Here is a 23,432-nt window from a genome sequence, read left to right as displayed (position 1 = left end):
ATCGGTGACAAGAACGTCCAAGAACGGCGTCCGGATCAAGAACCCGTGCACGGATCTTGACCCGCCCCGCACGGGCCACTTAGCGTTCCCGCACTGATAGGCGATTGAAACGATTCACTCGCCTTTTCGCTGAGTCGAGGGACGCACTCATGCACGAACACGACACGCCGCGCCCGGTTATGCCGCGCCGCCGTATCCTCGCCGCCGGCCTCGGTACCGGCGTCGCGGTGGCCGTGGGAGCCACCGCCGGGGCGCCCGCCGCGTCCGCCCGGCCCGCGGACGGCCTCGCCGCGAACGCCGCGTCCGCGTCCGCCGCACAGGCGCCCGGCGCCGCCTGGTTCGCCGAGCCGCCCCGGTCGGTGCGCCCCAAGTTCCGCTGGTGGTGGCCGGACGGACTGGTCGACCCCGACGAGATCGCCCGGGAGGTCGACCAGATCGCCGACGCGGGCTTCGGCGGCGTCGAGATCGCCGCCGTCCACCACAGTGTCACGGACAAGTCGGTCCTGGACACCGCCCATCACGGGTGGGGGAGCAGACCCTGGCGCGAGGGCGTCGAGGCGGCCCTGCGCCGGGCCGTGCGGCGCGGCCTCACCGTCGACCTCACCCTCGGCCCGAGCTGGCCGACCGCCGTCCCCGGCGTCACTCCCGACGACGAGGCCGCCGTGCACGAACTCGCCCACGGCCGCGCCGTGGTGCCCGCCGGCACCACCTACACGGGCCCCGTCCCGGCGCCCGTGCACGAACCGGCCCCCGGTGTCACGAAGCAGACCCTGCTCGCCGTCCAGGCCGCCCGGGTGAACACGGCCAACTCCACCCGCAAGGAGACCGGCCTCGACCTCGCCTCCGTCCAGGACCTCACCGCCACCGTCACCGGCTCCGCGCTGACCTGGACGGCGCCCGACGATGGCGAGTACGTGCTGATCTCCTACTGGCGGCGCGGCTCGGGACAGCAGCCCGAGTCGGGCCCGCACTCCTCGCCCGCCGCCCACGTCGTCGACCACTTCAGCCCCGCCGGCACGGCCGCCGTCACCGCGTACTGGGAACGGAACCTGCTGACCCCGTCGATCCGCAAGCTGCTGAAGGCGGCGGGCGGCGCGTTCTTCGAGGACTCCGTCGAGCTGGAGACCGAGGGCCTGGTCTGGACGCCGAAGCTGCCCGAGGCGTTCGAGAAGGACCACGGCCGCCCCCTGCTGCCGTACCTGCCCGCGCTGGTCCTGGACGACAGCGACCAGGTGTTCGCCTTCGGGGCCCAGGAGACCCGGCAGATCCGCCACGACTTCTGGGAGACCGTCTCCGGCCTGTTCAACCGGCACCACGTCACCGCCCTGCGCGACTGGGCGCACTCCCTGGACATGGAACTGCGCGCCCAGCCCTACGGCCTGCAGACCGACGCCATCGCCACCGCCACGATCCTCGACATCGCCGAGGGCGAGTCCCTCGGCTTCAAGAACCTCGACGACCACCGCTGCCTGGCCGGCGGCCGCGACATGGCGGGCCACACCGTCCTCTCCTGTGAGGCGGGCGCCTACAACGGGTCGGCGTACAGCACCACGTGGGACCGGTTCCTGCGCACCATGGGCGGCGCCTACGCGGCCGGCGTCAACCAGACCGTCGTCCACGGCTTCTCCTACGCCACCGTCCCCGGCACCGCCTGGCCCGGCTTCGCCGCCTTCAGTCCCTACAGCGGGGCGCCCGGCTACGGCGAGTCCTGGGGCCCGCGCCAGCCCACCTGGGACCACCTGCCCGACATTGCCGGCTACCTGGGCCGGGTGCACCGCGTCCTCCAGGCCGGCGTGGCCCGCGCCGACGTCGCCGTCTTCCGGCAGACCGGCTACACCGCCACCGGCATCGGCGCCTCCTGGTTCACCTCCACCGGCGTCCCGCTCGGCTGGAGCCACCAGTTCCTCAGCGGACCGCTCCTCGACCTGCCCGCCGCCACCGTCGAGGGCGGCCGGCTCGCCCCCGACGGCCCCGCCTACAAGGCCCTCTTCGTCGAGGGCGACTTCTTCTACTCCTCCACCCCCACCCTCGCCCTCGCCGACGCCCGCAAGCTGCTCGCCCTCGCCGAGCAGGGACTCCCGGTCGTGCTGCTCGGCGCCTTCGGCCAGGCGCTGACCCCGGGCGTCCCGGCGGACGGCGAGACGGAGCAGCTGCGCGAGGTGCTCGCCCGGCTGCTCGCCCTCTCCCACGTCGCCCTCGTCACCGACAAAACGGCCGTCGGGGACGCCCTCGCCGGCCTCGGCGTCACCCCCGACGTCCGGTACGCCACCTCCTCCACGCTCCTGAACGCCCACCGGGCCACCGACGACGCCGACTTCTACTACCTCGTCAACGGCAAGCACGCCGAGACCGTCAAGCCGGCGGTGGCCGCCGTCGACCACGACGTGACCCTGCGCCGCACCGGGCGCGGGAGTGCCGTGCCGTACCTGCTCGACCCGTGGACCGGCGAGGCGGTGCGGCTCGCGCAGTACACCGAGGACGGCGACGCGTTCACCGTCCGCGTCACGCTCCAGCCAGGCGAGACGATGATCGTCGCCCTGGGCCGGCCCGGCCTGTTCGGCGACCGCCACGGCAACCGGCCGCACGTCCTCACCACCGACGCGGACGAGGCGCTGTTCACCGGCGAGGGGCCGGCCGTCCGCACGACCACGGCGGGCACCTTCACCACCCGGCTGTCGCGGGGCCGCCCGGTCACCACGACGGTCCGGGAGGTGCCCGAGCCCCTCACCCCCGGGACCTGGCGCCTGGAGGTGGAGGACCGGCTTCCCGGCTCCTCCGCGACCCGCACCGACATCGTGCGCCGCACGGTGGAACTCGACACGCTGCTGCCCTGGTCGCAGATCCCCGAGCTGGCCGACTCCGCGGGCGTCGGCCGCTACCGCACCACGGTCACCCTGCCCGCCGGCTGGGACGCCTCGCACGGCGCCCACCTGGAACTCGGGCAGGTCAGCGACACCGTCCGCGTCACCGTCAACGGCACCCGGACGCCACCGGTGGACCGCCTCCACCCCGTCGTCGACATCGGGGCATACCTGCGACGCGGCCGCAACGTCATCGAGGTCGAGGTCGCCACACCGCTGATCAACCGCCTCCGGGTGGCCCGGCCGGACGTGTTCGGCACCGCTGCCCGCCAGGACCACGGCCTGGTGGGACCGGTCCGCCTGGTGCCGTACGTCCAGAAGGCCGTGCGCTGACGGCCGCCGGGCCCGGGGTCAGAGACTGGTGAGGACCTGCGGCGACAGCGTCTTGATCATGGTGTTGGTCCAGCGCAGTTGCCGCAGGGTCTCCGGATGACAGCCGGAGCCCACCGCCAGCAGCCCGCTGTCCTTCGACGCCTGCGCGGCCTGCGCGAGCATCTCCCAGTACAGGGACCCCGTCGTCCTCGCTCTCGTCCCCTCCACCGGCCCGTCGAGGTCGAGACCGTACGCGGCGCCCGCCGCGGTCAGCCGCCGTACGTGCGCGCGGGACCACGCCGCCAGGTCGAGCGCGACATGCCGTACCTCGTGCTCGGCGCGATGCCGGCCGGCCACGGCCCTCAGGTCGTGCGCCAGCCGTCCCTCGCCGTGGTGGAGGGCGCCTACGGTCAGGGTGATGCCGTTCACCGGGTACCTCCCCGCGGGGCCGGGGCCGACGCGGTCACCGTCGGCGCCGGGGCCGGGGTGCCGTCGCCCCGGGCGACCAGCGTGAGCGCGGCGGCGGAGGTCTTGAACAGCGGCTGTTCGGAGACCGGCTCCCCGTCCGTGACCGTGGTCCCGTCGGCGGCCCGGCCGGGCGCGTCCGGCGCCGGTCCCGAGCCCCGCGCGGTGTCCCAGTAGCCGTAGTGGAAGGGGACGAACAGCATCCCCGGCCGGATGTCCGCCACCCGCAGCCGGCCGCGCGGGGCGCCGCGCGCGGTGCTCACCTCGACCGGCCCGCATCCACTGCACGGGCTGGGTCTCCGCCATGTTGTGGCCGAACAGCGCGATCACGTCGGCGTGGTCGAAGTCGTCGTAGGTGCCCGGCTGGCCGTCGCAGCCGTAGGTCTCCTTCAGCGCCTCCGCGGCGGTCGCCGTGCACAGCCGGGTGTTGCCGTCCAGATGGTTCGTGCCGATCCCGGCGCGGGCGAGGACGGCGAGGGTGCAGTACTCCTCCAGGAACAGCTGGCCGCTGGCGTAGAAGCCGATCGAGCCCGGCCCGCGCTCGTCGAGGAGTTCACGTGAACGGGCGACGCCAGACGCATCGCCGTGTCCCAGTCGGTCTCCACCAGCCGCCCGCCGCGCCGCACCGAGCGGCCTGGTCAGCCGGTCCGGGGAGCCGTTCGCCTGCCGGCCGAACAGGTCCCTGGGGCCCAGCCGCCTCCGGTTGACCCGGTCCACGGTCCGGCCGCGCACCCCCACCATCCGGCCACCTGCCACGGCCACGGCGATGTCCATCGCGTCGCCGTCGGAGTGCGGGATCGACGCCGACGGCACCCACCGCTCGACCGGTCCGGTTCGACCCCGTCCCGCAAGTGGCGATCCGTCCGTTCCGGCCAGGATCCGTGCCGCCGGTGCGGCGTCCGGTCGCCCCAGGGGTGCGCGATCCGGTCCGCGGTCTCGTCCAATGTGCCGCTCTCCCGTCCGTTCCGGCCCTCCGGCCGGAGCGGGTACCCGCCGCGCGCCCCTGAAGCGAAACCCCCTTGTGGGAGCGCTCCCAACGGGGCACGATACCGCCGTGACCTCGACTGCCAGCGCATCCGTACGCCCGTACCGTCCCGAGGACGCCGCGGCCCTGGACGACATCTGCGTCCGCACCGGACACAACGGCCAGGACAGCCGGCCCCACTACACCGACCCCGGCGTGCTGACCGCGACCTTCGCCGCCCCCTACGCCCACTTGGAACCCGAGCTGACCTTCGTGCTGGACGACGGGCGCGGCCACGCCGTCGGCTACATCCTCGGCACCGCCGACACCGCGCGCTTCGCCGCCGACTTCCGCACCCGGTGGCTGCCCCGGGTCGCCGACCGCTACCCGGCGCCCCAGGGCTCGCCCGGCTCCCTCGACGAGGTGATCGCCGGCCTGCTGCACCGCCCCGAGCGGATGGTCGTACCCGAACTGGCCGACCACCCCGCCCACTTGCACATCGACCTGCTGCCCGAGTGGCAGGGCCGCGGTCACGGACGCGCCCTGATGCACACGTTCCTGCGGGCCCTGCGGCAGCGCGGGGTGCCCTCGGTCCACCTGGTGATGGCGACGGCCAACACCCCGGCCAGGGCCTTCTACGACCGGCTGGGCTTCCAGCGGATCGAGGTGCCGTCGTTCGGACCGGACACCACCGCGCTCGGCCGTACGACCGCGGAGGATCCGGGTGTTTGACCGTGGAGGATCCGGGCGTACGACCGTGGAGGGTCCGAGTGCAGGACCGTGGAGGGTCCGAGTGTAGGACCGTGGAGGTCCGGGACGTACATCCGTGGAGGTCGCGGGTGGGTGAGTGGACGTGATCAGGCCAGGGACAGCTGATAGACGCTGAACGCCCGCTTGATCACCGGCTGCGCGACGTTGCGCACCCGCACCCCGCCCGCCGTCATCCCGTGCTCCGACCCCAGGTGCGCGTGCCCGTGCACCGCGAGGTCGGCGCCGGCCGTGTCGATGGCCTCGGCCAGCAGATAGCTGCCGAGGAACGGGTGGATCTCCAGCGGCTCGCCCGCGAGCGTGTCGGCGACGGGGGAGAAGTGGGTCAGGGCGATCCGCGCCGCGCACCCCCGGCCGTCCAGGTCCTTCAGCGCGGCGCACAGCGAGTCGGCGCTGCGCCGGGTGGTGCGGACGAACTCCTTCATCACCGGCTCGCCGAACTCCCCGGCGCTGCGCCCGACGAACCCCCCGCCGAACCCCTTCGTCCCCGCGACACCGACCCGGGTCCCGGCGCACTCGACGACGGTCCCCTCGCCCTCCAGGACCGTCACTCCGGCCTCCCGGAGGATCTCGGTCACCTTCTCGGGCTGCTCGTCGTGGTGGTCGTGGTTGCCGAGCACGGCCACCACCGGCACCGGCAGCTCCCGTACCTCCCGGGCCACCACCTGGGCCTCCTCCGGGGTGCCGTGCCGGGTCAGGTCCCCGGCGAGCAGCAGCAGGTCGGCACAGTCGGACAGGGTGTCGAAGGCGGGGCGCAGCAGGCCCTGGCTGTCCAGGCCCATGTGGATGTCCCCGACGGCGGCGACACGGATCATCACAGCTCCTCGGCACGGTCGGGGCCGGCGGTCTCGGCCACCACGATGTCGCTGTGCACGGTCAGCCCGGCCAGCTCCTCGTCGACGACCCGCAGCAGGGTCCGACGGCACTGGGCGGAGGGCACGGTGCCGGTGACGACGACCGCCCCGGCCCGGACCTCGGCCCGTACACCGAGTTCGCCCAGTTCCTCGGCGGCCAGCCGGTCGTGGAGGTGGGCGACGCGGTACTCGACGTTCTCTTCGCTCATCGGTGCTCCTCCTCGGCATGGGCCGGGATGATCTCCAGCCGCTCCAGGATGAAGAAGAAGGCGGCGGGCATCGGGTCGGCCCCGCAGTCGCGGCGCAGCCGCTCCCAGTCGATCTTCTCCCGCAGGGTGCGGGCGATCGGCAGGACGGCCCCGAAGTCGCAGTGGTGTTCGGAGAAGGCCGCCAGCAGACCGTGCAACAGGTCCGTCGGGGACAGCACCGGCATGAGCACCGAGTCGACCGGCAACTCCTCGGCCCGGTCCAGCAGCTCGGCGGTGACGGGTTCGTGCGCCAGCGCGTGGATCAGGTCGACCTGCTGGCCGAGGCAGTCGGCCTTCAGCAGCCAGTCCTCGGGCGGCGTGAACACGGGCAGGCCGGCCTCCCGCAGCGCCTGCGCGACGGCACCGGCGTCCTCGGGGCGGATGCAGAAGTCCACGTCGTGCTGGAGATTCTGGACGCCGCCGTGCGCGTAGACGGCGACGCTGCCCGCCAGGGCGAAGGGCAGCCCGGTCTTCTTCAGCAGCGCCCCGACCTGTTTGGCGGCCTGGAGGATCGCCTGGTTGCGGTCGAGGGGGAGGTCCTCCTCGCGGGTCCCGGCGTGGCACGGGACGGGCACCGACTCCCCTGCCACACGGAGTTCCGACACGCCGGCGCGCTGGTCGAGAGCGTGATCGTCGGCGGGCTGCGTCATCGCTGTCCTCCCTTTCCGGACCGGGCCTCCCCGCGGCCGCCGGGAGCGGGCCCCCGGTGGCGAGGTGCCCTTCGGGTACCCGGCGGACCACCGTCGACACGAGACGGTACGGGTCATGCCGCCCTGGGCACCCGGGCGGCATGAAGGGCGACGAGCGGAGCAACCGGGGCGATGTGAACGGCGGCGAGCGCGGCACCCCGGACGGCGCGAACGGCGACGAGCGGACCACCGTGGAACGGCTGGTGTCGGCGTGGCTGGCGGAGACCGCGCGGCACGACCCCGCGGCGGCCCGCGAGGCCCGCGCCGGCTGGGCACACGGCAGCCTGTCCGACCGGGCCGCCCAGGACCTGGCCACCTGGGTCACCGCCCGGGTCACCGACACCGGCTTCAACGCGGACGAGGGCCCCTGTGTCGCCGGCCCGGTACGCATCACGCCGTCGGACAAGGAGACGGTGCACGGCTGGCTGCGGGCCCGCGGACACCCGGTCTGACCGGGGCGGGACCCGGCACTCTCAGCGGGCCGGCGGACGCCACTCGAACATCAGCAGCGTCGCGTCGTCCCGCAGCCGGTCCGTCTGCGCGTCCAGGATCGAGTGGATCAGGCGGCGCAGCGTCTCCGGCGCCAGCTCCCCGCCGGACGTGGCCCGGATGACGTAGTCCGCGAACCGTTCCAGGCCCATCAGCCTGGCCTCACGGGTGCGGGCCTCGGTGATCCCGTCGGTGTACATCAGCACCCGGTCACCGGGCTCCAGCGACATCTCGTGCGTCTGGCGCGGCCGGGGGGACAGCTGCGACGGCAGCCCCATGGGAGGGTCGGGCTCCCGCTCCAGGGCGTCCATGAGCAACTGGTCGTCGCGGATCAGCAGCGGCGCCGGATGCCCGCAGTTGCTCCAGCGCAGCACCCCGGTGGCCAGGTCCAGCTGGGCGATGACCGCCGTGCAGAACTTTTCCGGCAGCCACCGGGCGAGCGCCTCGTCGACGGAGCGGACCAGCTCGGGCAGGTCGGCACCGGAACGACGGGCGTTGCGGCAGGCGGCCAGCGACACGGCGCTGGTCAGCCCGGAGGCCAGGTCGTGCCCCATGGCGTCCAGGACCGCGACGTGCAGGGTCGTCTCGGTCAGCGAGTGGTCGAAGGCGTCGCCGCCGATCTCGTAGGCCGGTTCCAGGACGGCGGTCGACACCACCTGGCCGTCGCCGATGGTGCGCGGCGGCAGGAAGGCGCGCAGCATCTCGGAGGGCAACTGCATCCGTTCGGTGCGGGTGCGCCGGATGAAGGAGTCCTCGAAGGCCCGCTTCGACGTGATCATCATGGCGAGCAGCGAGGCCAGTGCCCGGCCCCGGGTGAGCCCCCCGGAGGTGAGCGTGGACTGGTTGACGGCGAGCACCCCGAGCCGCTCGGCGCCGTCCAGCAGCGGGAACCAGACGGTGACCCCGCCCGCTTCCCCCTCCTCCACCCGCAGCGACTGGGTCCGGTACGCCCAGCCCGCCAGTGAGTCGTCGACGGGCAGCGTGGCGGCCACGTCGGTGTGCGGGACGAGGTGCCGCTGCTGGAGGTCGACGAGGTAGACCACGGCATGCTGGAGCGCCAGGGCCTTGGCGCAGCGCGCCACCGCGGTGGACAGATCCAGCGTCAGATGTTCCGGATCGGCGAGGAACTCGTACAGCCGCCCGGCGTCCGGCTCTGCCGTCGACACCTCGTCCTCCCTCGTCGCGCGGGTGGGGCACGTCGTCCTGGATGAGTCACGCACCGGCCCGGGCGCGTTGCGCGCCAGTCTGGCACCGCCCGCCGTACCCCGCCCGTCGAGCGCGGCCGGACGCATCGACCGCGCCGGACCGGGCACGCGGGGGGTGTGGCAGGACCACCCCCGAGCCGAGGAGCGGTGCCGCGATGACCGAGTACGAGCGTTCCCGCACCATGCCCGCCGACGCCGGACGCGTCTTCGACCAGGCCGCGGACGCCGGGCGGCTGGACACCTGGATGCCCCGCGACCTGCACGTCCGCGTCGAGGACCCGCCCGCCGTCACCGTGCACGAGGACCGCACCGACCAGGACACCTCCGCACTGCTGCGGGCCCGGCCCGAGCAGCTGCGGCTCGAATGGGGCACCCGCGACGAGGGCGCCTATGCCGGCTGGCTCCAGGTCGCCGGCGTCGAGGGCGGCACCAGCGAGGTGACGGTCCACCTGTCCTTCTTCGACGACAGCCACGACCCGGGGCACCGGGCGGTGGCCGACGCCCTCGACACCAGCCTGCGGCGGCTGGAGGAACAGGTACGGCGGCACACCGGCTGAGCGCCGCGCGCGCCCACGGACGCGGGGCAACCTTTCAGAGGCGTGACGGGTCATACGGTGCATAAGCGACCGATCCGCTCGATCGGCCTGATCCACCTGGGGGAACCATGTACGTCCGTGCCCGTGCCGCCCGCCTCGCCGTCGCCGCGTCGGCGGGCGTGGCCGCGCTCGCCGTGGCCGCCGTCCCGGCCGCCGCCGTCCCGTCCGTCCCGACGGGATCGGAAGCACCCGGATTCCTGGAACCGGCCGACCTGCCGCCGCACCCGTCCTCCGACTGGTCCGCCGGCCCGGTCACCGCCGGGCAGCCGGACCCGCTGCCGATGTGCGTGGGCGACACCCTGCCCTCCACCTCCACGCACCGCCGCTACTGGACCGAGTACGACACCGGCGCGCTCCAGGTCACGGTCGTGGAGCGGGACGAGGGCCGGGCGGCCGCGTTCGCCGCCCTGCTCCGCGACGGCCTGGCCGGCTGCGCGCGCACCCTGGAGGAACAGGACCCCGAGGTCACCGCCACCCAGCGGTACTACGGCCGGCTGGACGTCGAGGAGGGTGCCGACGTCTTCGGCGTCCACACCGGCACCACCTGGGGCGCGTCCGACGTCGCCCTGTTCTCGGTGGGCCGGGACGGCAGGATCGTGACCGTCGTCCAGTGGGGCCGGATGGGCGCCCTCGCCGACGCCCCGGTCGACGCCTTCGAGGCGACCACCGTCACGGCCGTCGGCAAGCTTTCCTGACGGCGGGTCCGGGCCCCCGGGGCGGGCCGGGACCCGCCGTCAAGCAGGTCGCCGAGGCGGGCAGGCCGCCGTACGCCCCGCCCTCCGGATGGACGGCGCTCACATGGCCCGCCAGGACCCGGACCCAGACGTCGTCGCTGCGGCCGTTCCCGGTGACGGTCCCGCCGTGCGTCCAGCAGTAGGCGCCGCGGGCCGGCCGGGCGCGACGGACCCGGTCTTCGCGTGGGACCGGGCGGGGCCCGAGCGGACGTCGGCCCTCTCGCGGGCCTCGACCGTGCGGGGCGCCGCCGGGCCCCGGCCGCCGCTCCGTACGCCGGCGTCGGCCGCGACGGGGGACGTGGCGGCGGCCGGGCCGGTGACGGTGGCCGGGCCGGCGACGGTAGCCGTGCCGGCGGTGGTGACGGCGAGCGGTGCGAGCAGGACCAGGGTCCCGGCCGCGAGCATCGCGACCCCGCTGGAGGGACGGTTCGGCATGTCTGTCTTCCCTGTGCTGGTCTGCCGTGACCCGCACGGACGTACCGCGACGCGGCACCTGTCGGTCACCCGGCACTGCAGGGGGGCGGGGAGCGCCAGGGGTCCCTGACAAAAGTCAGGGCGGCGCCGACGGGTGTTTCGGCGGCCGGCCAGGGCACCCACCCCGCCTGAACGCACTGCGCCGCCCGCTGATGGACCGCACCCTCCCGGCACGGGCCGAGGGCTACGCGTGGCTGCCCGACCGGATGCGGGAGAGCGACGGTCCCGTGGTCGCCACCCGGCTCCTCGGCCGCCCGGCACTGGCCGTACGCGGACCGGAGGCGGTGCGCCTCTTCTACGACGAGAGCCGCGTCCGCCGCCACGACGCCCTGCCCGGGCCGGTCCTGCACACCCTCTTCGGACAGGGCGCGGTGCACACCCTCGACGGGGACGCCCACCGCGCCCGCAAGGCACTGTTCCTGCCGCTGCTCGGACCCGAGGAGGTCGCGGGCGTCACCGCAGAGGTCACCGCGGCCTGGGACGAGGCCGTCCGCGCCTGGAGCGCACGCCCCCGCGTGGTGCTGTTCGACGAGGCCGGCGTGGTCCTCACCCGCGGCGTCTGCCGCTGGGCCGGCGTTCCGCTCGCCGCGGATGAGGTGGAGCCGCTGGCCCGGGACCTGCTGGCGATGGTCGACGGGTTCGCCACCCTCGGCCCCCGCCACTGGCGGGCCCGGCGCGCCCGCGCCCGCCAGGAGGACCGGTTCGCCCGGCTGATCGAGGACGTACGGTCCGGCGCGGTCACCGCGCCCCCGGGCTCGGTGCTCGACCGGACCGCCCGGCACCGCGACAGGCCGGACGGGCCGTTCGACGCGCGGACGGCGGCGGTGGAACTGCTCAACGTGCTGCGGCCCACGGTCGCCGTCAGCTGGTTCGTGGCCTTCAGCGCCCACGTCCTGCACCGGTGGCCGCACCACCGCGACCGGCTGCGGACCGGCGACGCCGCCTTCACCACCGCGTTCGCGCACGAGGTGCGCCGCTTCTACCCGTTCGCCCCCTTCCTCGGCGGCCTGGCCGTCACCGACCTGACCTGGCACGGCGAGACACTGCCCGCCGACGGCATCCTGCTGCTCGACGTCCACGGCCAGAACCACGACGAGGAGCTGTGGGGCGATCCGTACGTCTTCCGGCCGGAGCGCTTCCTGGACCGGCCGATCGGGGCCGACGAACTGATCCCGCAGGGCGGCATGGACCCGGCCACCGGCCACCGCTGCCCCGGCGAACGCGTCACCGTCGGCCTGCTGGAGGCCCTCGCGACCCGCCTCGCCCGGCTGACGTACACGCTGCCCGCGCAGGATCTGTCCATCCCCCTGCGCCGCATCCCGACCCGGCCCCGCGACAAGGTGGTCCTCACCGGCGTGCGGGCGCCCGGCGCCTGACGCCGCCGGTCAGGGCCGGTCGCTCTCGTGGCCCGGCGCGTCCAGCACGTCGCGCTGTCCCGCCGTCTCCTTCTCGTCCAGCTTCGCCAGCGCCGGGTGGTGCAGGTCGAAGGCGGGCGACTCGGAGCGGATCCGGGGCAGCGCGCAGAAGTTGTGCCGCGGCGGCGGGCAGGAGGTCGCCCACTCCAGGGAACGCCCGTACCCCCAGGGGTCGTCCACCGCGACCGGCTCGCCGTAGCGGGCGGTCCGCCACACGTTGTAGAGGAACGGCAGGGTGGACAGGCCCAGCAGGAAGGCGCCGACGGACGAGACGGTGTTGAGCGCGGTGAAGCCGTCGGCGGCCAGGTAGTCGGCGTAGCGGCGGGGCATGCCCTGGGCCCCGAGCCAGTGCTGGATCAGGAACGTGGTGTGGAAGCCGACGAACAGCGTCCAGAAGTGGACCTTCTCCAGGCGCATGTCGAGCATGGTGCCGGTCATCTTCGGCCACCAGAAGCTGAAGCCGCCGAACATCGCGAAGACGATCGTGCCGAACAGCACGTAGTGGAAGTGGGCGACCACGAAGTAGCTGTCGGTGACGTGGAAGTCCAGCGGCGGTGAGGCGAGGAGCACGCCGGTCAGACCGCCGAAGAGGAACGTGACGAGGAAGCCGGCCGCCCACAGCATCGGCGGCTCGAAGGAGAGCGACCCCTTCCACATCGTGCCGATCCAGTTGAAGAACTTCACCCCGGTCGGCACGGCGATGAGAAAGCTCAGGAAGGAGAAGAACGGCAGCAGCACGGCCCCGGTGGCGAACATGTGGTGCGCCCACACGGTCGCCGACAGACCGGTGATGGCGATGGTGGCGCCGACCAGCCCCGTGTAACCGAAGATCGGCTTGCGCGAGAAGACCGGGATGATCTCGCTGACCACGCCGAAGAACGGCAGCGCCAGGATGTACACCTCGGGATGGCCGAAGAACCAGAACAGGTGCTGCCACAGGATCGCCCCGCCGTTCTCGGGGCTGAACACCTGTGCCCCGAACCGCCGGTCAGCCTCCAGCACCAGCAGCGCCGCGGCCAGCACGGGGAAGGCCAGCAGCACCAGCACCGAGGTGAGCAGCACGTTCCAGGTGAAGATCGGCATCCGGAACAGCGTCATGCCCGGCGCCCGCATACAGGCGATCGTGGTGATGAAGTTGACCGCCCCGAGGATCGTCCCGAACCCGGTCAGCGCCAGCCCCATGATCCACAGATCGCCCCCCACATAGGCACTGTGATCGGCGCCGCTCAGCGGTGTGTACGCCGTCCAGCCGAAGTCGGCGGCGCCCTGCGGGGTGAGGAAGCCCGCCAGCACGATCAGCCCGCCGAAGAGGAACAGCCAGTACGAGAACATGTTGAGCCGCGGGAAGGCGACGTCGGGGGAGCCCAGTTGGAGGGGCATGACCACGTTGGCGAACCCGGTGAAGGTCGGGGTGGCGAACAGCAGCAGCATGATCGTGCCGTGCATCGTGAACGCCTGGTTGTACTGCTCGTTGGAGACGATCTGCAGTCCCGGCCGGGCCAGCTCCGCCCGGATCATCATCGCCAGGGCGCCGCCGATCAGGAAGAAGCAGAACGAGGTGATCAGGTAGAGATGGCCGATCCGCTTGTGGTCGGTGGTGGTCAGCCAGGAGATGATCACCCGGCCGCCGCCGCGGGGAACTGCCTCCCGCACCGGAGCGAGCGGTTCCGTCTGTGTCGCCATCAGTTTCCTCGGGTCGGACCCATCAGTACTCCTGCGGTATTCCGACAACACGTCAGACGTCCACGGACGAGGGGCCGGATGGCTGATCGTTTTCTCTCCACCGGGTGTGTCACGGCCCTCGCCCCGGGCCCGGCCCTGCCGGTCCGTTCACCCGAATGGCCCCCGCACGGTAGGAGTGACCCCCGACTCGGTGTCTCCTGGAGAGTGACAGCGGCGTCCAACCTGGGAGGCCGGTATGTACGAGATGTGCGTAGGCCCGGAAAAGCCGGGCGGAGCCCTGGTGTGGCATGTGATGGCCAAACAGGCCGCGGCGACGTTGTGCGGGCAGAAGCTCCGCCGGCGTATCGCGGCGACCGACGGCGAGCGGGCACGGCACTGCCCGGACTGCATGTCCTCGTTCGAGAAACTCATGGCCACCACGCCGTGCTGACCGACCGTCGGCCACGGCGCCCGGCCCGCGGGGTCATGTGCCCGGTGATCCCCGCGTGTCCAGGATGCCCACACCGTTCGTGAGCCGGCCCCGCCGCACATCCCGCGGCGGGGCCGGCGCACGTCCGCGTGCCGTCGTCCGGGCCGTCCGGGCCGTCCGGGACTTGGGCGTGTCATCGTCCGGGCCCTGGACGTGCCGCCGTCCGGGCCCTGGACGCAGGCCGTGCTCCTCCGGCGCACGGCCGGGCGGACATCCGGGCTCCCGCGCCGGGCGCGGCGGCCGGTCCACCGGTGGGGCGGCGGTGGACCACCCGGACGGCGGAGTGTCCCCTTCCGCGGGTCGGGAAGCCGCACGGCGTACCCGGGCGTCACGTCCTCCCGCGCCCGGGTGCGGCGGTGGGCCGCGGCCGGCATCCCCGAGTCGGCCGCGGCCCTCTCGCGCGGGGCGGCTCCGGCGTACTGGGTGGCGGCCTCCCGCGGAATTGGGTGTCACCCCCGATGGTCGCCGCCGCCACGACATGTGACGGTGGAGGCACGCCGCGCCCCGGGCCGCCGGGGCGGGAAGGTGGCCGCGAGCCCGGACGCGGCCGGACCGTAGCCCGGCCGTAGCGGCCGGGACCGCGGGCCGCGTGCCGTGGTCCGGCCGGGCACACCGTCGTGCTCCGCGCAGGGCACGCCGTCGCGTCCCGCGCAGGGCACGCCGTCGCGTCCCGCGCAGGGCACGCCGTCGTGTTCCGCGCCGGGCCGGCCGACCGTCGGACCGCCGTACACCGTCGTCGTGCCCTTCCCGTCCGGCCGTTCGCGCCCCGCGTTCCTGCCGCCGCCCGATGGGCCGGTGGTTCCGGGCGGTGTCACCGCAGCTGAAGACAGTCGAGAACAGCCGAAAAGGAGGACCCGCATCCACCCCCGTGAAGTGAAGCGATCCCGACTCTCCGCGTGGTCGAAGGCGGTGCGCCATGGGGCACGCTGACACCCTGCTCGCCATGGGCGGCGCGTTCCTGGCCGCCGCGTTCCTGGCCCGGCTCGGCGGCCGGATCGGACTGCCGACGATCCCGCTGTTCATGCTCGCCGGCATCCTGCTCGGCCCGCACACCCCGGGCTTCGTCCTGGTGGAGGACGCGCACGACTTCGAGATGCTCTCGGCGCTCGGGCTGGTGCTGCTGCTGTTCTACCTGGGCCTGGAGTTCCACCTCGACGACCTCAAGAGCGGCGGCAGGCGGCTGCTGTCCGCGGGCGGCGTCTACCTGGTGCTGAACGTCGGGGCCGGCCTGGGCTTCGGGTTCGCCCTGGGCTGGGGGCTGCGGGAGGCGCTGGTCCTGGCCGGTGTGCTGGGCATCTCCTCGTCCGCGATCGTCACCAAGATCCTCATCGACACCGGGCGCATCGGCCGCCCGGAGACCCGTCTCATCCTCGGCGTCATCGTCGTCGAGGACATCTTCCTCGCGCTGTACCTCGCCGCCCTCCAGCCGGTCATCAGCGGGGCCGAGGGATTCGGCGAGACGGCCCTCCAGGCGGGCAAGGCGTTCGGCTTCCTGCTGGTGCTGGCCGCCGCGGCCCGTTACGGCACCCGGCTGGTCGGGCGTCTGATCGCCACCCCCGACAACGAGTTGCTGGTCATCAGCTTCCTCGGGGCCGCGGTGCTCGTCGCCGGTGTCTCGGAGGTCCTCGGGGTCGCCGACGCCATCGGCGCGTTCATGGTCGGCCTCATCCTCGCCGGGACGCCCTCCGGGCCCCGCATCCGGGAGCTGGTGCATCCGCTGCGCGACGCGTTCGCCGCCATCTTCTTCTTCGCCTTCGGTCTCGCCATCGACCCCGGCGACCTGGCCTCCGTCGCCGTACCGGTCGCCGTGGCCGCGGCCCTCACCCTCGTCATGAACGTCGTCGCGGGACTGTGCGTGGCCCGCGTCTACCGTTACGGGTCCGAGCCCGCCGCGGAGATCGCCACCACCCTGGTGGCCCGCGGGGAGTTCGCGCTGATCCTGGCCGCGATGGCCGCCAGCGCGGGGCTGGACGCGCGGCTCGCCCCCTTCATCGCCGGCTATGTCCTCGTGCTCGCCGTGCTCGGCCCGATCGTCGCGGGGCGGGCGCATGTGCTCGCCTCGGGCCTGCGGGCCGCCCGCGCGCTCGTCGCCGGCCGCTCCGGGCGGGACGGGGAGGAAGGCCGGAAGGGGAAGGAGGGCCGGACGGGGAAGGACGCCGTCGGCATCGACGACGACGCCCCGACGGAGCCGCCCGCCGCGCCGCTGCCCGCGGAGGCCGAGCGGTAGGCGGACCCGACGGCGACGGCTCCCGGGGGACCGGTCCGGTCGTGGCAGGGGCGTTGTTCGGCCGGGCCGCCGTACCGTCTCCGCGTCGGTGGGACAATCTGCCCGCGGGATGGGCGGCCGACGTCGTGGTCGACGCCGCCCGGGAGCGGAAGGAGCCGTCAGATGGTCGAGTGGGTGCCGTTGGGCCGCGGTGCGCGGCCCGTCCCCCAGCCGGTGGCGGCTCCGCTGGTGTGGACGGGAGCCTTCTGCGGCGCGCTGGCCCTGGTGGCCCTCCTCAACAGCGTCGTCGGCCCCGGCCGCCCGGGGCTCGCCCTGTCGGTACTGTCCCTGCTCGCCGCCGTACTGGGACTGTGCGCCCGGTTCACCGCCGCCCCCGGCACGGCCGTGCTGTGCTGGCTGTCCCTGAACGGCTTCGCCATACCGCCCGCCGGTACCCTCACCTGGGCCGGCGCCCGGGACGCGGGCTGGCTGGCCTGCCTGTTCGCCGCGGCCCTCGGTGGCACGGCCCTGGCCCGCATACGCCACGCCCGCGCCGCCTACCGCCGGCTGACGACGACGGGCGGCCACGAGGCGTGGGGGGCCGGCCGGCGCGCGGGGGACGACTGAACGGGTCCGCTGATCTCCGGGCTGTTCCCCGAGCCGACCTCCGGGGACGCGTGGCGCGGGCGAGTCCGTCGTACGCGGCGTCCCCGCCGTACCCGACGAGGTCCCCGTCGAAACCGTCGACGAGGTGTACGTGCCCCTGGTGCGGGGGCGCGGCACGGTGACCGGCTGAGCCCGGCGGGCGGCGACGGGCCGGGCTCGCTCCGGGCTGCGGCCGAAGGGGACGGCGCCGGTACTCGCCGTCCCCGCCCGGAAGGGGCCCGCCCGCCGGTGGCGGACCAGGTGGCGGGCCCCGGTGCGCCGCCGGGCCGGTCAGGCCGTGTGCAGGGTCAGCCCGTAGCGGTTGAGGATCTCGTTGACCGGCTGGAACCAGGTCTCGCCGCCGCTGGTGCAGTTGCCCCAGCCGCCGGAGGTGACCCCCTGGGCCTGGTCGCCGCTGATGAAGGAGCCGCCCGAGTCACCGCCCTCGGCGCAGACGCTGGTCTTCGTCATCTGGTGGACGGCGCCCTGGGCGTAGTTGACCGTCTCGTTCTTGGCCAGCACGGTGCCGCAGTGCCAGTGCGTGGTGGAGCCGGAACGGCAGATCGACGCGCCGATCGGGGCCTCCGCCGAACCACGCACCAACTGGTCGGAGACGGTGCCCCAGCCGAGCACGACCGGCACCGTCCACCAGCCGCTGCCCACGCTGACCCAGGCGTAGTCGTTGTCCGGGAACGACGAGCCCTGGAATGTACCGATGTACGAGCCGTCCCAGCCGCTCACCCCGGCTCCCGCCCCGCCGCAGTGACCGGCCGTCACGAACCCGCCGTGCACCGAGAAACCGATGGAGCAGCGGACGTTGCCCGTGTAGTACGGGTCGCCGCCGACCGTGCCGGCGGCGAAGGTGGACGGCGCGTCGGGCACCGTCCGCACGGTGACCGGACCGGCCGTACGGGCCCGGTCCAGGAAGCGCTGGACATCGTTGTCGGCACGCTCGTCCTCGACGACCTCGACGACCACCGAGTTGGCGGCCGGATCGACGTGCCAGCCGGCGACCCCCGACGGCGCGGAGAAGCCGTCGATCCGGGTCTTGGCGGCGTCGAGGGCGCGGGCGCTGTGCTCGACGGTGCGTACGCGGGCGCCGGTGGCCTCCACGGCCTCCGTCGTCGCGGGGGGAGCGTCGGAGGTGACGGCGACGGTCAGCCGTCCGGTGGCGGCGTCGAACCAGGACCCGCCGAAAGCGCCGCCGGCGGCGCGGCGGGCGACCGGCTCCAGGTCGGTGGCCCGTCCCTCGGCCGCCAGGCGGTCCTCGGCCTGCGCCCGGGTGAGGCCGAAGTCCTGCTGCATGGCCTGGAGAAGGCCGGCGGAGGCCGGTGCCTTGTCGTTCGCCGCGGCCGGCAGGGAACCGGCCGCGGTCCAACTGCCGAGCATGAGCAGGACGGCCAGCCCGGCGTGCTTGAGTCTGCTGCGTCTCACGGGAGTTGCCCTTCGTCGTTCCAGCAAGGTGGGGGTGGAACAACCGCTGTCTGAGAGCGCTCTCACAAGGGGTTGGGCAGAGCTTAGCCAGGCCGGTGCCGTCAGGTCCATGCCAATGCGGGACTCCGTGGGTGTGATGTGGTGCGGCACGCGCGGCGCGAGGAGCGTCACCAGCGTGGAAGCGCGGCGTAAGTCATCTCGCGGTCTGCTCGGGAGCCGGCCGACCCGGGGCCGGCCCGCAGGTCCGCCAGGAGCGCGGATCAGCTCGTCGCGCCGGCGGTGGACGGTGGACTCGGACACGTGGTCGCCGGCCGTGTCGGCCAGAAGCCGGCCGTGACGCGGCACCACCAGGACGATCACCACGATCCGTACGAGCGGCACGGCTCGCCGTCCGGAAGGGATCGCCTTCGGATTCGTCCAGTTGCGCGTGCCGCGCGATGAGCCGGCTGCCCTGGGTGAAGTACCGGACCAGCCGCAGATCCAGATCGGGAAGCATGCCCGTGCCGCACAGCCTGGCCGTTATGCGATTACTGCATGACGAGGTGCGAAACGGGTCTTGGACGGCCCGCTCCGGCCGCTGCTGTCATTCACCCATGACCATTGTCTTCGTCAACGGCGTTCCCGTGACCTCCGCGGTGTGGACGCCGCTGATCAACGAGTTGTCCACGTCCCAGCAGCAGGAGACGGTCCTGCTCTCACCTCCCGGCTTCGGCGCTCCGCTTCCCTCGGACTTCGGGGCCGCGTTCGTCGACTACCGGGACTGGCTCATCGACGAGCTGTCCCGGTTCGAGGCGCCCGTCGACCTCGTCGGCCACGACTTCGGCGGAGGGTACGCCCTGGAGGTGGCGATGGCCCGTCCCGACCTGCTCCGCAGCTGGGTCAGCGACACCATCGGCGGTTACGAACCGGACTTCACCTGGCACGAGATCGCGCAGCTCTGGCAGACGCCGGGCGACGGTGAGCGCCACGTCGAGGAGATGTTCTCCGGAAACGTCGAGGAGCGGGCAGCGCGCATGGTCGACTGGGGCATTCCCGAGCCGGCGGCCCGCGAGGTGGCGCTCGGTCAGGGACCGCAGATGGGCAAGGCCATTCTCGCTCTGTACCGGTCCGTGCCCCAGGCGGTGCTGATCGAACGCGGCCTCGATCTGCCCGGGGCCGCTGCCAGGCCGGGTCTGGTTCCCGTTGCCACCGAGGACCACACGGCCGGCAGTGTCGCCCTTCGCCACCGCGCCGCCCGGCGGGCCGGCGCTCGCGCCGTCGACCTCGACGGACTCGGTCATTGGTGGATGCTCCAGGACCCGGTGCGGACAGCCCGCGTGCTGTCCGAGTTCTGGAACAGCCTGTAGCGGACCACGGCGCTCGCCGCCCTCGCTGCCGGACAAGCGCCGCGCGGGCTGGCCCGGCTGCGGTGCCGCGTACTCTCAGGGGCGCCCGCCCCGGCGCAGATCGCGTTCCAGGAGAATCAGGGAGCGCTCGCGCACGCAGTCGCCGTGCACGACCACCTCGCAGGGGCCGAGGCCGTCGATGGCGGACTGCACGGCCGCCAGCGCCTCGTCGAACCGCCGCAGCCGGCGCAGCGCCGACGCCTTGCGGAGCAGGGCCTCGGCCCCCAGACCGTGCGCGAACGCCGGGGCGCGCAGCAACTCCAGCATCCTGCGCGGCTGTTCGGGGAGATCCTCGCCGAGCCAGAGACCGTGCAGCAGGGCGTGCACGACCTTCTCGTCGTGTGCCGCCCGGGCCAGTACGGTCTCCAGCAGCGGGAGACCGGACGCCTGGGACCGCCCGAGGAGGGCGAAGGCGCGCATGGCGGCGCTGTACGGGTCGAGGCCGGCTCCGTCGTCCGGCGCGCCGGCGAAGAACTCCTCGATGTCGCCGCACCGGAAGTCGTAGCGCAGGGTCGTCAGGAAGCAGTGCCACAGGGCCCTGCCGTACGGTGTGCCGGGATCGGTGCCCGCCACGTGAGGGCCGGTGAGGAAGACCAGGGCGCTGTGCCCCTCGGCGCGGGCCCGCCAGGCCAGGTCGCCCGTCAGCCGCGCCGACTCCTCCCAGCCGGCCCCGGCCAGCGCCAGCCAGGCCGCCGCCTCCCGCGTCCAGTCGCGCTCCGAGGCGATCTCCTCGGCCACCCGGGTCCGCACCATCACCCAGCCCCGGTCGCGCCCGGCCGGACCGCCCCCGGTCAGCGCGTGCGCCACGGCGTCGGCCGCGCGGGGCAGCCGCCACAGGCCGCGCGCGGTGTGCTCGGCGACCGGCGTCCACCGCGAGGGCAGGCCGTCGACCGCCTCGACCGCCCGCCGCAGGCCGGGGTCCCGCGCCACGTCCATCGCGTTCATCGAAGGAGACCTCCTGGTGACGGTGGTGGTCCATGTCTCCCGTGCCCGCGCCGCCGTGTAACGCCGGTGGGCGGTCGGTCCCGCGCCGGGCGGCCGATACGCGGCGGGAACGACGCCAGCCGTCCGCGGCGCCGCCGGTGCGAACCGGCGGCGCCGCGGAACCGGCTCCCCCGCGTCGCCCGCCGCGAGACAGCCGACGCGCCGGCCGCCCGGCCGCAGCCCGCCCGCGCCGCGACGGCTGCCGGGCGGCCCCGGGCGGCGGGTCCGCCCCTGAGAGCCGTTCTCCGCCCGCGAAGCCGGCAATCACCGTGAGCCTGGTTGACGGGGCGCGGAACGGGCACTCAGTGCGCGGTGCGAACGCGCCGTCGGTTGTGCACAGGATCGGACAGGGGAGAAGCGCGTGGCAGTGCGTCATCGACTGGTCCAGGCGAGCCCGCGGTCGGTGTGGGCGGTACTCGCCGATCCCGAGAGTTACGTGAAATGGGTGGTGGGCCCCTCCCAGGTCACCCCCGAACGGGGCCACTGGCCGGAGGTCGGCGCCGCCATCCACTACGAGGTGTGCCTGGGGCCCGTGCGGCTGACCAACGAGACGGTCGTCCGTCACCGCGAGGAAGGCACCCTGTTGGAACTGGAGGCCAAGGCGGGCCGGCTCGGCACGGCCCGCATCGCCGTGGAGCTGCGGCCCTGGGGCGAGGACTGCCTGGTCATCGTCGACGAGCACCCGCTGCGCGGACCGGGCGGGATGCTCCACAACGCCGGAGTGGAACTGATCATCCAGCTGCGCCACCGCGCCATGCTGGCCAGACTGGCGCAGCTGTGCGAGGCGCGGGACGGAGCGGACGACGGGCGCCACCGGGGCGCTCCGGTCCGGCACGGGGCCCACCGGACCGAGCCCGGAGCGGGCCGTGCCTGACGCGGTGGTGATCGGCGCCGGCCCCAACGGGCTGGTCGCGGCGAACCTGCTGGCCGACGCCGGCTGGAGCGTGGAGGTCCTGGAGGAGCAGCCGGAACCGGGCGGCGCGGTACGCCACGACAGCGGGGTCGCCCCCGGCTTCGTCAGCGACCTGTGCAGCTCCTTCTACCCGCTGGCCGCCGCGTCCCCGTTGCTGGCCGGCCTGCGGCTGGAGGACCACGGGCTGCGCTGGAGCCACGCGCCCCACGTCCTGGCCCACCCGCTGGGCGACGGCACCTGCGCGGTCCTCGACCGCGACCCCGGCACCACCGCGGCCTCCGTCGACGCCTTCGCGCCCGGCGACGGAGCGGCCTGGCACCGGCTGCACGAGGTCTGGGAACGGTACCGGCCGGACATCCTGGACGCCCTGTTCACCCCCTTCCCACCGGTACGGGCCACCGCCCGGCTCGCCCTGCGGCTGCGCGCCGGGGGCGCCCTGCGGCTGGCGCGCACCCTGGTGCTGCCGGTGCGCCGCCTGGGGGAGGAGGAGTTCCGGGGCGAGGGCGGCAAGCTGCTCCTGGCCGGCAACGCCCTGCACGCCGATCTGGCCCCGGAGGCCGCCGGCAGCGGGGGCTTCGGCTGGCTGATGTCCATGCTCGGACAGACGTACGGCTTCCCCGTCCCGGTCGGCGGCTCCGGCGCCCTGACCGAGGCGCTCGTCCGCCGGCTGCGCGCCCGGGGCGGCACCCTGCGCTGCGGGCGGCGCGTCGACCGGGTGCTCGTCCGCGACCGCCGTGCCGTCGGGGTGGTGACCGCCGACGGCGAGACGGTCGCCGCGCGGCGTGCCGTGCTCGCGGACGTGTCCGTGCCCGACCTGTACGGCACCCTCGTCGACCCGGCCGATCTGCCCGCCCAGGTCCTGGACGACCTGCGGCGCTTCCAGTGGGACTTCGCCACCTTCAAGGTCGACTGGGCACTGGACGGCCCCGTGCCCTGGCGGTCCGAGGCGGCGGCGCGGGCCGGGACCGTGCACCTGGCCGACGGCCTCGACGAACTGACCCGGTTCATGGCCCAGATCTCCCAGCGGCAGGTACCCGACCGGCCCTTCTGCCTGTTCGGGCAGATGACGACGTCCGACCCGTCCCGCTCGCCGCGCGGCACCGAGTCGGCCTGGGGCTACACGCACGTCCCGCACGACATCCGGGGTGACGCCGGTGACGAGGGGCTCACCGGCCGCTGGGACGCCAGGGAGCGGGAGGTCATGGCCGACCGGGTGGAACGCCAGGTGGAGCGGTTCGCCCCCGGCTTCCGCGCCCTGATCCGCGCCCGGCGCGTCCTGGCCCCGCCCACCCTCCAGGCGCTGGACCGCAACCTGTACGGCGGCGCCATCAACGGCGGCACCACCGCCCTTCACCAGCAGCTGTTTTTCCGCCCCCTGCCCGGCACCGGACGCCCGGAGACACCGGTGGCCGGCCTCTTCCTCGCCTCCGCCGGCGCCCACCCGGGCGGCGGCGTCCACGGAGCGCCCGGCGCCAACGCGGCCCGCGCGGCCCTGCGCCGGCACCGGGGCGTGGGGCTGGAGCGTCTGCAACGCACGTTGACCCGGCGCGACCGGATCGGCGACCGGCGCCCTGCCCGGTAGGGGGCTTCGGTACTCGGTCGGCCGCGGGTGGCCGGTGGTTGCTCGCGCAGTTCCCGC

The 23,432-nt window shown here is 74.0% G+C and carries 22 protein-coding genes and 1 pseudogene; 12 read left to right on the top strand and 11 right to left on the bottom strand.

What is annotated here, in order from left to right:
- The first annotated feature begins 149 nt into the window (after positions 1 to 149).
- The gene (locus ACZ3IG_RS29630; protein ID WP_467435889.1) at positions 150 to 3,194 is read left to right on the top strand and encodes a glycosyl hydrolase; all 3,045 of its coding nucleotides are present in this window, start codon (positions 150 to 152) and stop codon (positions 3,192 to 3,194) included.
- A gap of 18 nt (positions 3,195 to 3,212) precedes the next feature.
- Here the strand turns inward: ACZ3IG_RS29630 and ACZ3IG_RS29625 are convergent, their stop codons facing one another.
- From ACZ3IG_RS29625 to ACZ3IG_RS29615, 3 genes and pseudogenes are all read right to left on the bottom strand, one after another.
- Positions 3,213 to 3,602 carry a hypothetical protein gene (locus ACZ3IG_RS29625; RefSeq protein WP_467435951.1) on the bottom strand — a complete coding sequence of 130 codons (390 nt, stop codon included), beginning with the start codon at positions 3,600 to 3,602 and terminating at the stop codon, positions 3,213 to 3,215.
- Complete coding sequence (locus tag ACZ3IG_RS29620) at positions 3,599 to 3,901, bottom strand: hypothetical protein (protein ID WP_467435950.1); 303 nt, start codon at positions 3,899 to 3,901, stop codon at positions 3,599 to 3,601. Before ACZ3IG_RS29620 ends, ACZ3IG_RS29625 begins: the two co-directional genes overlap by 4 nt.
- Positions 3,902 to 3,911: 10 nt before the next feature.
- Positions 3,912 to 4,582: pseudogene (locus ACZ3IG_RS29615) on the bottom strand (molybdopterin-dependent oxidoreductase); the annotation flags it as partial.
- A 110-nt stretch (positions 4,583 to 4,692) separates the two neighbouring features.
- Between ACZ3IG_RS29615 and ACZ3IG_RS29610 the strand changes: the two are divergent.
- Entirely contained in the window at positions 4,693 to 5,334 is a 642-nt protein-coding gene (locus tag ACZ3IG_RS29610; protein ID WP_467435887.1) for a GNAT family N-acetyltransferase, read from the top strand.
- Positions 5,335 to 5,459: 125 nt separating this feature from the next.
- Here ACZ3IG_RS29610 and ACZ3IG_RS29605 read toward each other — a convergent pair whose 3' ends face one another.
- Genes ACZ3IG_RS29605 through ACZ3IG_RS29595 form a run of 3 tightly spaced genes read right to left on the bottom strand, consistent with a single transcriptional unit; the run spans position 5,460 to position 7,122 of the window.
- On the bottom strand, positions 5,460 to 6,185 hold the full coding sequence (locus ACZ3IG_RS29605; RefSeq protein ID WP_467435886.1) for a metallophosphoesterase family protein: 726 nt from the start codon (positions 6,183 to 6,185) through the stop codon (positions 5,460 to 5,462).
- A complete protein-coding gene (locus ACZ3IG_RS29600; protein ID WP_467435885.1) occupies positions 6,185 to 6,433 on the bottom strand; it encodes a BON domain-containing protein in 249 nt (82 codons plus the stop codon). Before ACZ3IG_RS29600 ends, ACZ3IG_RS29605 begins: the two co-directional genes overlap by 1 nt.
- Positions 6,430 to 7,122, bottom strand: a complete 693-nt coding sequence (locus ACZ3IG_RS29595) for a nucleotidyltransferase family protein (protein WP_467435883.1) — start codon at positions 7,120 to 7,122, stop codon at positions 6,430 to 6,432. Before ACZ3IG_RS29595 ends, ACZ3IG_RS29600 begins: the two co-directional genes overlap by 4 nt.
- 140 nt (positions 7,123 to 7,262) lie before the next feature.
- Here ACZ3IG_RS29595 and ACZ3IG_RS29590 point away from each other — a divergent pair, with 140 nt between their 5' ends.
- Positions 7,263 to 7,613, top strand: coding sequence for a hypothetical protein (locus ACZ3IG_RS29590; RefSeq protein ID WP_467435882.1), 351 nt, complete (start codon positions 7,263 to 7,265; stop codon positions 7,611 to 7,613).
- 21 nt (positions 7,614 to 7,634) lie between these two features.
- Here the strand turns inward: ACZ3IG_RS29590 and ACZ3IG_RS29585 are convergent, their stop codons facing one another.
- Positions 7,635 to 8,816, bottom strand: a complete 1,182-nt coding sequence (locus ACZ3IG_RS29585) for a PP2C family protein-serine/threonine phosphatase (protein ID WP_467435881.1) — start codon at positions 8,814 to 8,816, stop codon at positions 7,635 to 7,637.
- 194 nt (positions 8,817 to 9,010) lie between these two features.
- On the opposite strand from ACZ3IG_RS29585, the gene ACZ3IG_RS29580 reads away from it, so the two are divergent.
- The gene (locus ACZ3IG_RS29580) at positions 9,011 to 9,412 is read left to right on the top strand and encodes an SRPBCC family protein (protein WP_467435879.1); all 402 of its coding nucleotides are present in this window, start codon (positions 9,011 to 9,013) and stop codon (positions 9,410 to 9,412) included.
- Positions 9,413 to 9,519: 107 nt separating this feature from the next.
- Positions 9,520 to 10,146: a hypothetical protein gene (locus tag ACZ3IG_RS29575; protein ID WP_467435878.1), complete on the top strand. Its 627-nt coding sequence runs from the start codon at positions 9,520 to 9,522 to the stop codon at positions 10,144 to 10,146.
- A 99-nt stretch (positions 10,147 to 10,245) separates the two neighbouring features.
- Here the strand turns inward: ACZ3IG_RS29575 and ACZ3IG_RS29570 are convergent, their stop codons facing one another.
- Complete coding sequence (locus ACZ3IG_RS29570) at positions 10,246 to 10,620, bottom strand: hypothetical protein (protein ID WP_467435877.1); 375 nt, start codon at positions 10,618 to 10,620, stop codon at positions 10,246 to 10,248.
- A 191-nt stretch (positions 10,621 to 10,811) separates the two neighbouring features.
- On the opposite strand from ACZ3IG_RS29570, the gene ACZ3IG_RS29565 reads away from it, so the two are divergent.
- Positions 10,812 to 12,035 (top strand): cytochrome P450, encoded by a 1,224-nt coding sequence (locus ACZ3IG_RS29565; protein ID WP_467435875.1) that lies wholly within the window; start codon positions 10,812 to 10,814, stop codon positions 12,033 to 12,035.
- Between the two features lie 9 nt (positions 12,036 to 12,044).
- Here ACZ3IG_RS29565 and ctaD read toward each other — a convergent pair whose 3' ends face one another.
- A complete protein-coding gene (ctaD, locus tag ACZ3IG_RS29560) occupies positions 12,045 to 13,757 on the bottom strand; it encodes an aa3-type cytochrome oxidase subunit I (RefSeq protein WP_467435874.1) in 1,713 nt (570 codons plus the stop codon).
- 292 nt (positions 13,758 to 14,049) lie between these two features.
- Between ctaD and ACZ3IG_RS29555 the strand changes: the two genes are divergently transcribed.
- From ACZ3IG_RS29555 to ACZ3IG_RS29545, 3 genes are all read left to right on the top strand, one after another.
- Positions 14,050 to 14,187 (top strand): hypothetical protein, encoded by a 138-nt coding sequence (locus ACZ3IG_RS29555; RefSeq protein WP_437089262.1) that lies wholly within the window; start codon positions 14,050 to 14,052, stop codon positions 14,185 to 14,187.
- Positions 14,188 to 15,142: 955 nt separating this feature from the next.
- Positions 15,143 to 16,453, top strand: coding sequence for a cation:proton antiporter (locus ACZ3IG_RS29550; protein WP_467435872.1), 1,311 nt, complete (start codon positions 15,143 to 15,145; stop codon positions 16,451 to 16,453).
- Positions 16,454 to 16,615: 162 nt separating this feature from the next.
- Positions 16,616 to 17,059: a hypothetical protein gene (locus ACZ3IG_RS29545; protein ID WP_467435870.1), complete on the top strand. Its 444-nt coding sequence runs from the start codon at positions 16,616 to 16,618 to the stop codon at positions 17,057 to 17,059.
- A gap of 309 nt (positions 17,060 to 17,368) precedes the next feature.
- Here ACZ3IG_RS29545 and ACZ3IG_RS29540 read toward each other — a convergent pair whose 3' ends face one another.
- Positions 17,369 to 18,511: a S1 family peptidase gene (locus tag ACZ3IG_RS29540; RefSeq protein WP_467435869.1), complete on the bottom strand. Its 1,143-nt coding sequence runs from the start codon at positions 18,509 to 18,511 to the stop codon at positions 17,369 to 17,371.
- A gap of 593 nt (positions 18,512 to 19,104) precedes the next feature.
- Here ACZ3IG_RS29540 and ACZ3IG_RS29535 point away from each other — a divergent pair.
- On the top strand, positions 19,105 to 19,857 hold the full coding sequence (locus ACZ3IG_RS29535; RefSeq protein WP_467435867.1) for an alpha/beta fold hydrolase: 753 nt from the start codon (positions 19,105 to 19,107) through the stop codon (positions 19,855 to 19,857).
- 75 nt (positions 19,858 to 19,932) lie between these two features.
- Here ACZ3IG_RS29535 and ACZ3IG_RS29530 read toward each other — a convergent pair whose 3' ends face one another.
- Positions 19,933 to 20,841 (bottom strand): hypothetical protein, encoded by a 909-nt coding sequence (locus tag ACZ3IG_RS29530; RefSeq protein ID WP_467435866.1) that lies wholly within the window; start codon positions 20,839 to 20,841, stop codon positions 19,933 to 19,935.
- A gap of 400 nt (positions 20,842 to 21,241) precedes the next feature.
- On the opposite strand from ACZ3IG_RS29530, the gene ACZ3IG_RS29525 reads away from it, so the two are divergent.
- Both ACZ3IG_RS29525 and ACZ3IG_RS29520 read left to right on the top strand, forming a co-directional pair.
- A complete protein-coding gene (locus ACZ3IG_RS29525) occupies positions 21,242 to 21,754 on the top strand; it encodes an SRPBCC family protein (protein ID WP_467435865.1) in 513 nt (170 codons plus the stop codon).
- A complete protein-coding gene (locus ACZ3IG_RS29520; RefSeq protein WP_467435863.1) occupies positions 21,747 to 23,375 on the top strand; it encodes a phytoene desaturase family protein in 1,629 nt (542 codons plus the stop codon). Before ACZ3IG_RS29525 ends, ACZ3IG_RS29520 begins: the two co-directional genes overlap by 8 nt.
- Positions 23,376 to 23,432: the final 57 nt, after the last annotated feature.

This window comes from Streptomyces sp. NPDC016677 (genome assembly GCF_055562815.1).
The sequence above is the reverse complement of the archived record's forward strand: the minus strand, read 5'-3'. Positions and strand labels throughout refer to the sequence as shown.

Bases quoted from the DNA above. Each gene is read 5' to 3' on its own strand.
- ACZ3IG_RS29630 (WP_467435889.1), top strand. From the start codon at position 150: ATGCACGAACACGACACGCCGCGCCCGGTTATGCCGCGCCGCCGTATC.
- ACZ3IG_RS29605 (WP_467435886.1), bottom strand. From the start codon at position 6,185: ATGATCCGTGTCGCCGCCGTCGGGGACATCCACATGGGCCTGGACAGC.
- ACZ3IG_RS29600 (WP_467435885.1), bottom strand. From the start codon at position 6,433: ATGAGCGAAGAGAACGTCGAGTACCGCGTCGCCCACCTCCACGACCGG.
- ACZ3IG_RS29595 (WP_467435883.1), bottom strand. From the start codon at position 7,122: ATGACGCAGCCCGCCGACGATCACGCTCTCGACCAGCGCGCCGGCGTG.
- ACZ3IG_RS29590 (WP_467435882.1), top strand. From the start codon at position 7,263: ATGAAGGGCGACGAGCGGAGCAACCGGGGCGATGTGAACGGCGGCGAG.
- ACZ3IG_RS29580 (WP_467435879.1), top strand. From the start codon at position 9,011: ATGACCGAGTACGAGCGTTCCCGCACCATGCCCGCCGACGCCGGACGC.
- ACZ3IG_RS29575 (WP_467435878.1), top strand. From the start codon at position 9,520: ATGTACGTCCGTGCCCGTGCCGCCCGCCTCGCCGTCGCCGCGTCGGCG.
- ACZ3IG_RS29570 (WP_467435877.1), bottom strand. From the start codon at position 10,620: ATGCCGAACCGTCCCTCCAGCGGGGTCGCGATGCTCGCGGCCGGGACC.
- ACZ3IG_RS29565 (WP_467435875.1), top strand. From the start codon at position 10,812: ATGGACCGCACCCTCCCGGCACGGGCCGAGGGCTACGCGTGGCTGCCC.
- ctaD (WP_467435874.1), bottom strand. From the start codon at position 13,757: ATGGCGACACAGACGGAACCGCTCGCTCCGGTGCGGGAGGCAGTTCCC.
- ACZ3IG_RS29555 (WP_437089262.1), top strand. From the start codon at position 14,050: ATGGCCAAACAGGCCGCGGCGACGTTGTGCGGGCAGAAGCTCCGCCGG.
- ACZ3IG_RS29550 (WP_467435872.1), top strand. From the start codon at position 15,143: ATGGGGCACGCTGACACCCTGCTCGCCATGGGCGGCGCGTTCCTGGCC.
- ACZ3IG_RS29545 (WP_467435870.1), top strand. From the start codon at position 16,616: ATGGTCGAGTGGGTGCCGTTGGGCCGCGGTGCGCGGCCCGTCCCCCAG.
- ACZ3IG_RS29535 (WP_467435867.1), top strand. From the start codon at position 19,105: ATGACCATTGTCTTCGTCAACGGCGTTCCCGTGACCTCCGCGGTGTGG.
- ACZ3IG_RS29530 (WP_467435866.1), bottom strand. From the start codon at position 20,841: ATGAACGCGATGGACGTGGCGCGGGACCCCGGCCTGCGGCGGGCGGTC.